Source organism: Burkholderia sp. MSMB617WGS, assembly GCF_001532025.2.
In the GTDB taxonomy this organism is placed as follows: domain Bacteria; phylum Pseudomonadota; class Gammaproteobacteria; order Burkholderiales; family Burkholderiaceae; genus Burkholderia; species Burkholderia savannae.
The window spans coordinates 3,094,454-3,107,921 of sequence record NZ_CP013457.1 but is presented as its reverse complement, the minus strand read 5'-3'; the positions used below and the strand labels follow the sequence as shown (position 1 = coordinate 3,107,921).

12 protein-coding genes and 1 pseudogene are annotated in these 13,468 nt (G+C 72.4%); 9 read left to right on the top strand and 4 right to left on the bottom strand.

The features are described from left to right. The first annotated feature begins 4 nt into the window (after positions 1–4). The 6 genes from WT60_RS15310 (at position 5) to cobC (ending at position 6,462) form a co-directional block, all read left to right on the top strand. Positions 5–2,092 carry a TonB-dependent receptor gene (locus tag WT60_RS15310; RefSeq protein ID WP_060356721.1) on the top strand — a complete coding sequence of 696 codons (2,088 nt, stop codon included), beginning with the start codon at positions 5–7 and terminating at the stop codon, positions 2,090–2,092. Positions 2,093–2,188: 96 nt separating this feature from the next. Beyond that, a complete protein-coding gene (locus tag WT60_RS15300; RefSeq protein WP_060356720.1) occupies positions 2,189–3,190 on the top strand; it encodes an iron ABC transporter permease in 1,002 nt (333 codons plus the stop codon). Further along, positions 3,187–4,011 (top strand): ABC transporter ATP-binding protein, encoded by an 825-nt coding sequence (locus WT60_RS15295; protein ID WP_038745196.1) that lies wholly within the window; start codon positions 3,187–3,189, stop codon positions 4,009–4,011. The genes WT60_RS15300 and WT60_RS15295 overlap by 4 nt, the downstream gene beginning before the upstream one ends. A 43-nt stretch (positions 4,012–4,054) precedes the next feature. After that, entirely contained in the window at positions 4,055–5,110 is a 1,056-nt protein-coding gene (cobT, locus tag WT60_RS15290; RefSeq protein ID WP_038745194.1) for a nicotinate-nucleotide--dimethylbenzimidazole phosphoribosyltransferase, read from the top strand. A gap of 6 nt (positions 5,111–5,116) precedes the next feature. Beyond that, positions 5,117–5,875 (top strand): adenosylcobinamide-GDP ribazoletransferase, encoded by a 759-nt coding sequence (locus WT60_RS15285; RefSeq protein WP_038745192.1) that lies wholly within the window; start codon positions 5,117–5,119, stop codon positions 5,873–5,875. Then, complete coding sequence (gene cobC, locus WT60_RS15280) at positions 5,860–6,462, top strand: alpha-ribazole phosphatase (RefSeq protein ID WP_059669655.1); 603 nt, start codon at positions 5,860–5,862, stop codon at positions 6,460–6,462. The genes WT60_RS15285 and cobC overlap by 16 nt, the downstream gene beginning before the upstream one ends. 441 nt (positions 6,463–6,903) lie before the next feature. On the opposite strand, the gene WT60_RS15270 is transcribed toward cobC, so the two are convergent. From WT60_RS15270 to cobU, 4 genes are read right to left on the bottom strand one after another with little or no spacing between them, the layout of a single operon-like run. Beyond that, complete coding sequence (locus WT60_RS15270) at positions 6,904–7,818, bottom strand: cobalamin-binding protein (protein ID WP_060356701.1); 915 nt, start codon at positions 7,816–7,818, stop codon at positions 6,904–6,906. 4 nt (positions 7,819–7,822) lie between these two features. Next, complete coding sequence (cobD, locus tag WT60_RS15265; RefSeq protein ID WP_060356700.1) at positions 7,823–8,872, bottom strand: threonine-phosphate decarboxylase CobD; 1,050 nt, start codon at positions 8,870–8,872, stop codon at positions 7,823–7,825. After that, positions 8,865–9,809: an adenosylcobinamide-phosphate synthase CbiB gene (cbiB, locus tag WT60_RS15260; RefSeq protein ID WP_038745184.1), complete on the bottom strand. Its 945-nt coding sequence runs from the start codon at positions 9,807–9,809 to the stop codon at positions 8,865–8,867. Before cbiB ends, cobD begins: the two co-directional genes overlap by 8 nt. Beyond that, positions 9,803–10,360 carry a bifunctional adenosylcobinamide kinase/adenosylcobinamide-phosphate guanylyltransferase gene (gene cobU / locus WT60_RS15255; protein ID WP_059643832.1) on the bottom strand — a complete coding sequence of 186 codons (558 nt, stop codon included), beginning with the start codon at positions 10,358–10,360 and terminating at the stop codon, positions 9,803–9,805. The genes cbiB and cobU overlap by 7 nt, the downstream gene beginning before the upstream one ends. 27 nt (positions 10,361–10,387) lie before the next feature. Between cobU and WT60_RS15250 the strand changes: the two are divergent. The 3 genes and pseudogenes from WT60_RS15250 (at position 10,388) to WT60_RS15240 (ending at position 13,423) form a co-directional block, all read left to right on the top strand. Then, positions 10,388–11,975: pseudogene (locus tag WT60_RS15250) on the top strand (cobyric acid synthase). A 151-nt stretch (positions 11,976–12,126) separates the two neighbouring features. Next, on the top strand, positions 12,127–12,543 hold the full coding sequence (locus WT60_RS15245; RefSeq protein ID WP_060356698.1) for a DoxX family protein: 417 nt from the start codon (positions 12,127–12,129) through the stop codon (positions 12,541–12,543). A gap of 253 nt (positions 12,544–12,796) precedes the next feature. Beyond that, positions 12,797–13,423, top strand: a complete 627-nt coding sequence (locus WT60_RS15240) for a ParA family protein (RefSeq protein ID WP_059643643.1) — start codon at positions 12,797–12,799, stop codon at positions 13,421–13,423. Positions 13,424–13,468 lie beyond the last annotated feature (45 nt).

Sequence of the window (13,468 nt, the reverse complement as noted above, 5' to 3'; positions counted from 1 at the left end):
GTTCATGCGTACCCGTTTCGTCCGCGCAGCGCTCGCCGCTCTGTCCGGACTGCCGTGCGTCGCGCTCGCGCAAGGCGCCGCGGCTGCTCAGCCTGCTTCAGCTGATTCTTCCGTTTCTTCTTCATCGTCTGCGATTCCAGCGGACTCCTTGTCGTCCGCGGCTCCGCCGCCTTTCGCATCCGAACCGGCGTCGGCGTCGGCATCGGCATCGGCATCGGCATCGGCATCGACATCGACATCGACATCGACATCGACATCGACATCGACATCGACATCGACATCGACATCGACAGCGACCGCGACAGCGCCTTGGCGTTCGACGCCCGGCGCGCAGCTCGCGCCGATCGTCGTCACCGCGCAGCGCGCGCCGCAGAAGCTTGCCGACGCGATCCCGCAGACGACGCTCTTCGATGCGCAGGACATCGCCGACAGCGGCGCGACCGATCTGCCCGGCCTGCTCGCGCTCGCGCCCGGCGCGCAGATCGTGCGCAACGGCGGGCCCGGCGCGAGCGCGAGCCTTTTCCTGCGCGGCGCGCAGCCGACACAGTCGCTCGTGCTCGTCGACGGCGTGCGCGTCGATTCGGCGAGCCTCGGGCAGGCGCAGATCAGCCAGCTGCCGCTCGACCAGATCGATCGCGTCGAAGTGGTGAACGGCAACGTGTCGTCGCTGTATGGGTCCGGCGCGATCGGCGGCGTCGTGCAGGTGTTCACGAAGACGGGCGGCGATCATCCGCCGCGCTTCGATTTCTCGGCGGGCTACGGCAGCTATCACACGCAGACGCAAAGCGCGGGCGCATCGGGCCGGCTCGATGCGGACGGCCGGACGACGTTCAGCGTGTCGCTCGCGCGCTTCAAGACGGACGGCTTCTCGTCGCTCGATCCCGCGCTCAAGCCGCAGGCCAATCCGAACGCGAACGGCTATCTGAACGAAAGCGCGTCCGCGTCGCTGCGGCACCGGTTCGACGACAGGTGGGACGCCGGCGTCACGTACTTCCAGGCGAACGGCAAGGCGAGCTTCGACGACGCATACGGCGCGCCGACCGATCTGAACGATCTGTACAGCCGTGTCCAGCAGGTGTCCGCGTTCGCGAACGGCAAGCTCGCCGACTGGTGGACGACGCGCGTGAACGTGTCGAGCGGCAAGGACCGCAGCCAGTCCGCGCTGAACGGCGCATACACCGACCACTTCAATACCGACAACCGCCAGTACACGTGGCAGAACGATTTCGCGATCGCGCGCGGCCACAAGCTTCAGGCGGGCTACGAACGGCTCGACCAGTCGTTCGAATCGAACGTGTTCGCCGCGCCCGAGCGCCACGTGAGTTCCGGCTGGCTCGGCTATACCGGCCGCATCGGCGACAGCCAGTTCCAGGCGAACGTGCGCCGCGATCAATACTCCGATTTCGGCGGCGCGAACAGCTACTATCTCGGCTACGGGCTCGACGTCACCGAGCGCTGGAAGGTGTCCGCGAGCTATTCGAGCGCGTTTCGCGCACCGAGCTTCAACGATCTGTACTATCCGAACGCGGGCAATCCGTCGATCCGGCCCGAGCGCAGCCATTCGGTCGAGGCGGCCGTGCAGTATGCGTCGGATGCGGCGGGCGTCGTGCGCGTGACCGCGTTCCAGACGCGCTACACGAATCTCATCGACTATCGCCCCGGCGCGAGCGGCCCGTACTATGTGGCGCAGAACGTCGGCCGCGCGAAAGTGCAGGGTGTCGAAGGATCGTGGCAGGGGCATGTCGGCAAGACCGACGTGCGCGTTGCGGCGACGCTGCAGAACCCGGTCGACGAAACCGCCGGCCAGGATCTGAACCGGCGCGCGCGGCGCTTCGCGTCGGTGTCGGCGAATCGCTCGCTCGGCGGCTGGCGCGTCGGCGGCGAGTGGCTCGTGAGCGGCCCGCGCGACGATTACGGCAATCGTCTGGGCGGATACGGCATCGTCAATCTGTCCGCGCGCTACGACATCACGAAGTCGTGGTACGTGAGCGCGCGCATCGACAATCTGTTCGACAAGGACTACGAGCTTGCATATGCATACAACACGCCGCGGCGCGGCGCCTATGTCACGCTCGGCTGGCAGCAGCGCTGACGGCCGGCCGCGGCTTCGGCGCAGTCGGTGCCGCGCGCGCCGCTCGCGCCTTCGCGCGCGGGAGGCGGCATGAGAGCCGACGCGCGCGGCGCCGGCATGCACGCCGCGCGCGCGGCCGCGATCTGGGCCGCGCTCGCGCTCGTCGCATGCGCGGCGTTCGTCGCGTCGCTCACGCTCGGCAGCGTGCCGGTGACGCCGCTTGACGCGTTCGCGGCGCTCGCTCATCGCGCGAGCGCCGATCCGCTCGCGGCCGACATCGTCCGCACGCTGCGGCTGCCGCGCGCGCTCGCGGGCTTCGGCTGCGGCGCGCTCCTCGCGCTCGCGGGCGCATTGCTGCAGGTGCTGCTGCGCAATCCGCTCGCCGAGCCTTACGTGCTCGGCGTGTCGGGCGGCGCGGCCGCGTTCGCGCTCGTCGCGATGATCGCGGGCGGCGCATGGTGGATCGTCGACGCGGCGTCGTTCGCGGGCGCGCTCGCGTCGATCGCGTTCGTGCTCGGGCTCGCACGCCGCGAGCTGTGGCGCGGCGAGCCGCGCGACGCATCGCCGCGCCTCTTGCTCACGGGCGTCGTGATCTCGGCGGGCTGGTTCGCGCTCATCACGCTGATGCTCGCGATCGCGCCCGAAGAGCGCTTGCGCGGCATCCTGTTCTGGCTGTCGGGCGACCTGAGCGGCGCGGCGTCGCCGTGGTTCGCGCTGGCGGCGCTCGCGCTCGCCGCGTTCGTCGCGTTGCCGGTCGCGCCGCAATTGAACGTGCTGCTGCGCGGCGACGCGGCGGCGGCCGCGCTCGGCGTGCCGGTCGCGCGGCTGCGTTTGCGCATCTATCTGATCGCGTCGCTCGCGGCGGCCGCGGCCGTCACGACGGCGGGCACGATCGGCTTCGTCGGGCTCGTCGTGCCGCACGCGCTGCGGCTCGCGTTCGGCAACGATCAGCGGATGCTGCTGCCCGCCTCGATGCTCGCGGGCGGCGCGGGCGTGATGGCCGCGGACCTGCTCGCGCGCACGGCGATCGCGCCCGCGCAATTGCCGGTCGGCGTGATGACCGCGCTGATCGGCGTGCCGCTGTTCCTGTGGATGCTGCTGCGGAGGGCTGCGCGATGACGACGCACCGCGCGCCGACGTCGCGCTCGGCCCGCTACGGCACGCTGCGCGTCGTGCTGAAGGCGGGCGCGCGCACGCTGCTCGACGACTTCACGCATACGTTCTATCCGGGCGAGCTGTGGTGCGTCGCCGGGCCGAACGGCGCGGGCAAGACGACGCTGATCACGACGCTCGCGGGGCTCGCGAAGCCCGCGGCGGGCCATGTCGAGGCGGACGGCGTGCCGCTCGCCGACTGGCGGCCCGAAGCGCTCGCGCGGCGGCGCGCGGTGATGGCGCAGACGCTTTACGACGCGTTCAGCGCGAGCGTGTTCGACACTGTGCTGCTTGGCCGCTTTCCGCATCTGACAGGCTGGGGCTGGGAGCGCCCCGACGATCGCGCGGCCGCGCACGCGGCGCTCGCGCGGCTCGGGCTCGAATCGTTCGCCGCGCGCGACGTGCTGTCGCTGTCGGGCGGCGAGCGGCAGCGCGTCGCGCTCGCGGCCGCGCTGTGCCAGGACGCGCCGCTGCTGCTGCTCGACGAACCGCTCGCGCACCTGGACCTGCATCATCAGATCGACTGTCTCGTCGCGCTCGCCGACTGGCTGCGCGCGGGCGAACGCACGGCGATCTTCTCGTGCCACGACCTGAATCTCGCGCGCCGCTTCGCGACGCACGCGCTGCTGCTCGACGGCAACGGCGCCGCGCACGCGGGCCCGGTGCGCGACGTGCTGACGCCCGAGCTCGCGAGCCGCGCGTTCGGCTATCCGCTCGTGCTGATCGAGCGCGACGGCCACGAGGCGCTCGTGCCCGCATGGCCCGGCGCGCCCGGCCGCATCATCTGACCGACGCGCATCGCGCGACCCATTCCACCCACGAGGCGAACCGATGACCTCCACCTACTCCCTGCCGCACATCGCCCCGCTCGACGACGCCGCGCTGCGCGCGACGCTCACGCGCACGATCGATCACAAGACGAAGCCGCCCGGCAGTCTCGGCCGCCTCGAAGCGCTCGCGCTGCAGCTCGGCCTGATCCAGCGCACCGCCGCGCCGAGCGTCGCGCGTCCCGTCATGATCGTGTTCGCGGGCGACCACGGGATCGCGGCCGAAGGCGTGAGCCCGTATCCGCAGGCGGTGACCGCGCAGATGGTCGCGAACTTCGTGGCGGGGGGCGCCGCGATCAACGCGTTTTCGGGCGTCGCGGGCCTCGCGCTCGAGATCGTCGACGCGGGCGTTGCGTCGCCGCTGCCCGAATCGCCGCAACTGGTCGGCGCGGCGATCGCGCGCGGCACGCGCAACTTCGCGCACGAGCGCGCGATGTCGCGCGACGAAGCGCTCGCCGCGCTCGCCGCGGGCGCCGCGCGCGTGCGGCATCACGCGGCGCTCGGCACCAACGTGATCGGCTTCGGCGAGATGGGGATCGCGAACACGTCGGCGGCCGCGTGCGTGATGAGCCGCCTGCTGAACGTGCCGATCGACGCGTGCGTCGGCCGCGGCACGGGGCTCGACGACGCGGGGCTCGCGCACAAGCGCGCGGTGCTCGGGCGCGCGCTCGCGCGGCACGCGGACGCGATCGAGCCGCTCGACGTGCTCGCGACGTTCGGCGGCTTCGAGATCGCGATGATGGCGGGTGCGTTCATCGAGGCGGCGCGCGCGCGAATGGCGATTCTCGTCGACGGCTTCATCGCGACCTCCGCGCTCCTCGTCGCCGACGCGCTCGCGCCCGCGGTGCGCGAATACTGCGTGTTCTCGCACGTGTCGAACGAAGCGGGGCATCGGCGCATGCTCGAGCATTTCGGCGGCGAGCCGCTGCTCGCGCTCGATCTGCGTCTCGGCGAGGGCACGGGCGCCGCGCTCGCGCTGCCGCTCGTGCGCGCGGCGGCGGCGTTCGTCAACGAGATGGCGAGCTTCGAGTCGGCGGGCGTCGCGAACCGCGATGCGTGACGCGCGATGAATCCGCTCGCCGAACTGCGCTACTTCGTCGTCGCGCTCGGGTATTTCACGCGCGTGCCGGTGCCGCGCGCGATCAGCGGCGCGGCCGTCGATCTCGCGCATGCGGCGCGTTACTTTCCGCTCGTCGGCGTGTGCGTCGGCGCGCTCGCGGCGGCCGTGCATCTCGCCGCGTCGCGCGTGTGGCCGACGGGCGTCGCTGCGCTCCTGTCGATCGCGGCGACGCTCGTCGCGACGGGCGCGCTGCACGAGGACGGCCTCGCCGACAGTTGCGACGCGTTCGGCGGCGGCTACACGCGCGACGACGTGCTGCGGATCATGCGCGATTCGCGGATCGGCACGTTCGGCGCGGCGGCGCTCGTGATCGCGCTCGCGCTGAAATGGCAGGCGCTCGCCGCGATGCCGCCCGCGCGCGCCGCGTGGACGATGATCGCCGCGCATGCGGCGAGCCGCACGCTCGCCGCGAGCCTGCTCGTCACGCTCGACTACGCGCGCGCCGAAGGCAAGGCGCAGCCGGTCGCCCATCGGATGCGCGCGAGCGCGTTGATGTTCGCGGCCGCGCTCGGTCTGCCGTGGCTGTTCTGGCCCGACTGGCGCGCGGGCGCGCTCGCGCTCGCGGTGACGCTCGCGTTGCGCGCGTGCATCGCGCGTTATCTCGACAGGCGCATCGGCGGCTACACCGGCGATTGTCTCGGCTTCGCGCAGCAGGCGTTCGAGCTCGCGATCTATCTGGTGATGCTCGGATGGATCTCGTCCTGATTCGCCATCCGGCTGTCGCCGTCGAAGCGGGCGTTTGCTACGGCAGCAGCGACGTGCCGCTCGCGGCCGACGCGGCGACGGGCGCGGCCGACGTGCTGCGCCGGCTCCGCGTGCTCGGCGCGCTCGGCGCGCTCGGCGCGGGCGCGGCGGGCAACGTGTGGTCGAGCCCGCTCGCGCGCTGCGCCGACGTCGCGCGCGTGCTCGCGCGAGAGGCCGGCGCGCCGCTCGAATGCGACGTGCGGCTGCGCGAGATCGATTTCGGCGCGTGGGAGCTGAAGCGCTGGGATGCGATCGGGCGCGACGCGCTCGATCGATGGAGCGCGGATCTGATGCATGCGCGCGAGCACGGCGGGGAGAGCGCCGCGCAGTTCGTCGCGCGCGTGCGGCCGGCGCTGGCGACGCTCGCGGATGCGGCGCGCGCGAGCTGGGCCGTCACGCATGCGGGCGTGATGCGCGCGCTGGCGTCGCACGCGCTCGATGCGCCGCTCGAAGCGATGCTCGCGCGGCCGATCGCGATGGGCGGCGTCGTGTGGCTGCGACGCGTCGGCCACGCGGGCGGCTGGCGGCTCGTGCATTGGGACGAGTGACGCGTGCGTGAGCGCGCGCCGCGCTTCGTGTTCGCAGTGGGCCAATGAGGCGCTCGACGCTTGCCGGGGCGACGGCGAGCGCATCGGTTCGGATTGGCGGATTCGACGCGGCCACGATGCGCCTGCGTTCCAGTCATGGAGAGAAGGCGGCATGCGCTTGCTGAATTGCCGGCAGACGTCGCTGCTCATCAGGAATGCCGCCCACGAAATCGCGAACACGGCGAAGAAGATTCAGTACAAACGGCGCTGCGCCATGGCAGCGCCGCGATCGGTCGCGAGCGGCGTCGTGCGGCGCATTGCTGCGTTCAGGCGTCGACGAACGACGTCGCGCGCGTGCGCAGGCGGATTGCGGCCGCCGTTATGGTCCGGCCTGCATGCTTGCGTGCGCAACGAGTTGCGCATGCGCTCGTATCCGGGCGACGCAGCGTGCGTCGCGCCGCGTCACGGCCTCGGCCGCCGCGCGCGCGCGACGTCGAGATCCCGGCACAGCGCTTCGGCCCCTTGCGCGATGCGCGGCGCGGGCCGCGTCAGCAGATCGCCGTCGATCGCGAACAGATTGCCCCGCGCGACCGCGGCGAGCTTCGGCCACGCGCGCCAGCGCGAGAAATCGGGCAGCGCGTCGCGCGTCGCGGTCGCGCCGGCCGCCGTCGTCACGATCGCTTCCGGATTCGCGGCGAGCACCGCTTCTTCGGTGACGGACGGCGCGACCGGCTTCAGTTGCGCGAACACGTTGCGTCCGCCGCACAGCGCGATCACGTCGCTGACGATGTGGTCGCCGTTCAGCGTGATGAGCGGCTTGTCCCACGCCTGGAAGAACACCGTAACGGGCGGCCGGTTCGCGTAACGCGCGCGCAGCTGCGCGATCCGCTGCCGGTACGCGTCGGCCGCCGCCGCCGCGCGCTCGCGCGTGCCGAGCAGCGCGCCCAGCTTGTCGAGCGACGCCGCGACGTCGTCGAGGTGCCGCGGCTCGCTGAAGTAGAGCGGGATGCCGAGCGCGCGCAGCCGCTCGGTCTCGCGCTCGGCGTTGCCGTGGCGCCAGACGACGATCAGATCCGGCTTGAGCGCCGCGATCCGCTCGAGATCGAGCGCCTTGTTCGAGCCGACGCGCGGAAGCGCCTTCGCGGCGGGCGGGTAGTCGCTGTACGACACCGCGCCGACGAGCTTCGCGCCGCCGCCCGCCGCATAGATGAGCTCGGTCACGTGCGGCGCGAGGCTGACGACTCGTTGCGCGGGCGCGGCGAGCGTGATCGTGTGGCCGGCGTCGTCGGTGACGGCGATGCTCGCGTGCGCGGCGGTGACGCAGAGCGCGCTCGCGCACGCGACGGCGATACGAAGGACAGGGGCGAGCTTGGGCATCGATTTATTGCGCCGCTCCGGCGGCGTTCGTCAACGTGGCCGGCAGCGCCGGCACGCAATCGGCGAGCGCGTGTTCGAGCCGCCGCCATTCGTTCTCGAGAGCGGGCAGCCCGATCCGCACGCTCGGCGCGTGCGCGAAGTAGCGCGTCCAGATGCCGCGCGCGGCGAGCGCCTCGTGCAGCGCATGCGCGCGCGGATCGGCGGTCCAGCTGAACAGCGGCGTCGCGTGCGCGACGAAGCCGTTCGCGCGCAGCAGCGCGGCGAGGCGCGCGCCGTCGTGAGCGAGCCGCTCGCGCGTCGCGCGCTGCCATGCGTCGTCCGCGAATGCGGCGAGCACTGCGTGGCGCGCCGGGCCGCTGACGGTCCACGCGCCGAGCGCGTCGCGCAGCCGCTCCAGCAGCGCGGGCGCGGCGAGCGCGAAGCCCGCGCGCACGCCCGCGAGACCGAAGAACTTGCCGACCGAGCGCAGCACGACGAGGCCGTCGCGATGCGTATGCGCGGCGAGCGACGCGCCCGCGTGCGCGTCGGCGTCCGCGAACGCCTCGTCGACGACGAGCGCGCCGCCGCGCGCGACGAGCTGTGCGTGCCACCGCAGCAGCCGCGCGCGATCGATGCGCTCGGCGGTCGGATTGTTCGGATTCGCGACGATCGCGTAGGTGAGCGCCGCGGGCAGCGCGTCGCTGCCGCAGTCGAGCGGCGCGCCCGCGTGGCCGTGACGCGCGAACGAGGGCGCGTACTCGCTGTATGCGAGCGGCGCGACGCCGACCGTGCCGCGCTCGAACAGCGCGGGCAGCGCGCGGATCGCCGCCTGGCTCCCCGCGACGGGCAGCACGTGCGCGGCGCTCGGCGCGCCGTAGTGGCGCGCCGCGTGCTCGGCGAGCACGCCGTCGTCCTCGGGCAGCCGGCGCCATGCGTCGGCGGGCACGGGCGGCACCGGATAGCCGTGCGGATTGATGCCCGTCGAAAGATCGAGCCACGCGTCGCGCGGGATGCCGTAGCGGAGCGCGGCTTCGTGCAGGTTGCCGCCGTGCGTGATCGCCGGTGCGTCAGCCATGGTGCGTTGCAATGGTGAGCGCCGCGCCCGCGATCAGCAGCGCGAGCCAGAGAATCATCGTGCGCGCGACGAGCGACAGCGCGGCCGCGACGTGCACGGGCGCCGCGGGCTCGCCCGCGCCGAGCACCGGGCGATCCTCGAGCGCGCCGTGATAGACGGCGGGGCCGCCGATCACGACGTTCAGGCTGCCTGCGCCCGCCGCCATCACGGGGCCGGCGTTCGGGCTGTCCCAGTGGCGCGCCTGCGCGCGCCAGCAGCGCCACGCGTTCGCGGTGTCGCCGAGCAGCGCGTAGCTCGCGGCGGTGAGGCGCGCGGGCGCCCAGTTGAGCGCGTCGTCGATGCGCGCGGCCGCCCAGCCGAAGCGCGCGAAGCGCGGCGTCCGGTAGCCCCACATCGCGTCGAGCGTGTTCGCGAGCCGGAACAGCAGCGCGCCGGGGCCGCCCGCGATCACGAACCAGAAGAGCGCGCCGAAGATCGCGTCGTTGCCGTTCTCGAGCGCCGATTCGACCGCCGCGCGCGCGAGCGCGGCTTCGTCGGCGGCGCTCGTGTCGCGCGACACGATGCGCGAGGTCAGCGTGCGCGCGGCCGGAAGATCGCGGCGCAGCAGCGCGGCGGCGATCGGCGCGATGTGCTCGGCGAGGCTGCGCGCGCCGAGCGCGAACCACAGCAGCGCGACGTGCAGCGCGGCGGCGAGCGGCCACGGCAGCGCCGCGACGAGCCATGCGGCGAGCGCGACGGGCGGCGCGACGGCGGCGAGCCACGCGGCGAGGCCGGCGAGCCGGCCGCGTCGCCCGGTATTGAGTGCGCGCTCGAGCTGCGCGGCGAGCCGCCCGAATGCGACGAGCGGATGCGCGGTGCGCGGCTCGCCGACGAGCTTGTCGACGATGCAGCCGGCGACCGCGAGGATGGCGACGGCGGGCAGCGACAGCATCAGCATCGCGATTCGCCCTCGTGCTTGATCGTGACGGGCAGGCCGGCCACGCACAGCGTGACGCGTGTCGCGAGCGCCGCGACGCGCTGATTGACGCGGCCGAGCGTATCGACGAAGCGGCGCGTTTGCGCGCCGAGTGGCACGACGCCGAAGCCGATCTCGTTGCTGACGACGATCATCTGCGCGCGGCTCGCGCGCAGCGCCGCTTCGAGCTCGGCGACGCGCGCGTCGCACAGCGCGTCGTCGACGCCCGGGCCGTCGGCGGGGCAGAGCAGGTTCGTGAGCCAGAGCGTGAGGCAATCGACGAGCACGCAGGCGCGCGGGTCGTCGAGCTGCGCGATCGCGCGCGCGAGCTCGACGGGCGCTTCCACGAGCGCCCAGTCGGCCGGCCGGCGCGCGCGATGATGCGCGACGCGCTCGGCGAATTCGTCGTCGGCGACGCGGGCGGTGGCGATATACGTGACGGGCCGGCCGCCGGCGGCGGCGAGCCGTTCGGCGTGCGCGCTCTTGCCCGAGCGCGCGCCGCCGAGAACGAAGGTGAGATCGCGCGGAGTCATCGCGTGATTGTAACGGGCCGCGCGATAATGCGGCCTTCGCCATTCGTCGCGCGCCTCGCTTACGATGACCGCCAACGCCAACGCCAACGCCAACGCCAACGCCAACGCCAACGCCAACGCCAACGCCAACGCCGCCCGTCCGCGCGGCGCGCTGATGATTCAGGGCACGACGTCCGACGCGGGCAAGAGCACGCTCGTCGCGGGGCTCTGCCGGCTTGCGCGCCGCGCGGGCGTGCGCGTCGCGCCGTTCAAGCCGCAGAACATGGCGCTCAACAGCGCGGTGACGGCGGACGGCGGCGAGATCGGCCGCGCGCAGGCGCTGCAGGCGCTCGCGGCGGGCATCGACGCGCATACCGATCTGAACCCCGTGCTGCTGAAGCCGACGGGCGACCGCGGCGCGCAGGTGATCGTCCACGGCAAGGCGCGCGCGAATCTGAACGCGCGCGCCTATCACGACTACAAGCCGGTCGCGATGCGGGCGGTGCTCGAATCGTACGGCCGGCTGCGCGCCGCGTACGACGCGGTGATCGTCGAAGGGGCGGGCAGCCCCGCCGAGATCAATCTGCGCGAAGGCGACATCGCGAACATGGGGTTTGCCGAGGCGGTCGACTGTCCGGTCGTGCTCGTCGCCGACATCGATCGCGGCGGCGTGTTCGCGCATCTCGTCGGCACGCTCGCGTGCCTGTCGGACAGCGAGCGCGCGCGCGTGCGCGGCTTCGTGATCAACCGCTTTCGCGGCGATTCCGCGCTGCTCGAGCCGGGGCTGCGCTGGCTCGAAGCGCAGACGGGCAAGCCCGTGCTCGGCGTGCTGCCGTACCTGCACGGGCTCACGCTCGACGCGGAAGACATGCTGCCCGCGAGCGCGCGCACGTCGGCGTCGCGGCGCGACGCGGGCGTGCTGCGGGTGGTCGTGCCCGCGTTGCCGCGGATCAGCAACCACACCGATTTCGACGCGCTGCGCGTGCATCCGCGCATCGATTTTACGTACTGGAAGAGCGGGCCCGTGCCCGACGCCGATCTGCTGATCCTGCCCGGCTCGAAGAACGTGCTCGCCGATCTCGCATGGCTGCGCGACGCGGGCTGGGACGCGCGGATCAAGCGCCATTTGCGCTACGGCGGCAAGGTGATCGGCGTCTGCGGCGGCATGCAGATGCTCGGCCGCGCGCTCGATGATCCGCACGGGGTGGAAGGCGCGGCGGGCGCGGCGAGCGCGGGCCTTGGCCTGCTCGACTACGCGACGACGCTCACGCCGCGGAAGACGCTCGTCAACGCGACGGGGCGGCTCGCGTTCGCGGGCGGCGCGCGCGTGTCCGGCTACGAGATCCACATGGGGCAAACGCATGGGCCGGCGCTCGCGTCGCCGGCGCTCGTGCTCGCGGGGGCGGACGGCGAGCGGCCGGACGGCGCGGTGTCGGCGGACGGGCAGATCCTCGCGACCTACCTGCACGGGCTCTTCGACACGCCCGACGCGTGCGCGGCGCTGCTCGAATGGGCGGGGCTCGGCGGCGCGGAGCCGGTCGACTATCCGGCGTTGCGCGAGGCGTCGCTCGAGCGGCTTGCGGACACGCTCGCGGCGCACCTCGATCTCGATCGCGTGTTTGCGGCGTTCGCGTGATGTCGGCGGCGGCTCGTCGGATTGCCTCGTCGTACCCTTGGCGTCATTAATTCCAAATAGGAAATAATATAAGTCTGATCGGCTGTTTTTTGCCGAATTTGGTTCGAATAAAGTGCATTCCATCCAAACTTCGACGAAAGGGAACCCCAACATGGATTCGAACCGTTTGAACGATGTCGGCGCGGCGTTGCTGCGCGTCGCGCTCGGCGTGCTGTACCTCGCGCACGTCGCGCAGAAGGTCTTCGTGTTCACGCTGCCCGGCACCGCGCAGTTCTTCGCGTCGCTCGGCCTGCCGGGCTGGCTCGCCTACGTGACGACGGTCGTCGAGCTCGTCGGCGGCCTCGCGCTTTTCGCCGGCGTGCGGGTGCGGCTCGCGTCGCTCGTGCTGCTGCCGTTCATGCTCGGCGCGACGATGACGCACTTGCCGAATGGCTGGAGCTTCGCCGCGCCGCACGGCGGCTGGGAATATCCGGCGTTCTGGGCGCTCACGCTCGTCGTCCAGGCGCTGCTCGGGGCCGGCGCGTTCGCGCTCGGCGGCGCGCGCGGCTTGGCCGGCAGGGCCGCGTAAGCGGCGTTCCGGCTGCTGCGGCCGCCCGTTCGCGGCGGTTTGGGGCGGCCGTCCGCGCCGGGGGCCGTGGCGGCGCGGCGAGCGTCGTTTGGGCCGCGCGAGCGCCGCTTCGCCGTCGTCCGTTCGCCCAAGTGCGGACGAACCCGTTTCGGTGCAGGCGCATTTGCCGATATCATCGCTCCCTGTATCCGCATTTTTCGCGGCGCGGCGCCTGTGCCAGGCGTCGCGCCGCGCGGCTTCTTCGGGGGAATTCATGACGGTGATCGTGGTGGCGAATCCGAAGGGCGGCGTCGGCAAGAGCACGCTGTCCACCAATCTGGCTGGGTATTTCGCGGCGCAGGGCGCATGGGCCGCGCTCGCCGATCTCGACCGGCAGCAGTCCGCGCACGCGTGGCTCGATCTGCGGCCGGCCGCGCTGCCCGCGATCGAGACCTGGGCGCTCGATCCCGATTCGCCGTCGAAGCCGCCGCGCGGTCTCGAATACGCGATCGTCGATACGCCGGCCGGCCTGCACGGCAACCGGATGAACGTCGCGCTCGAGTTTGCCGACAAGGTGATCGTGCCGCTGCAGCCGTCGATGTTCGATATCCTCGCGACCCAGCAATTCCTCCAGCGCCTCGCGAGCGAGAAGGCCGTGAAGAAGGGCGCGATCAAGGTGGGGATCGTCGGGATGCGGGTCGACGCGCGCACGCGTTCGGCCGAGCAGTTGCACCGCTTCGTCGAGGGGCTCGATCTGCCGGTGCTCGGCTATCTGCGCGACACGCAGAACTACGTGCAGCTCGCCGCGCACGGCCTCACGCTGTGGGACGTCGCGAAAAGCCGCGTCGAGAAGGATCTCGAGCAGTGGGAGCCGATCGTCGAGTGGGCGTTGAAGGCGTAGCGTGCCGGCGGCGGTGGCGCGCCGGGAGCGGCGGCTGACGGCGTC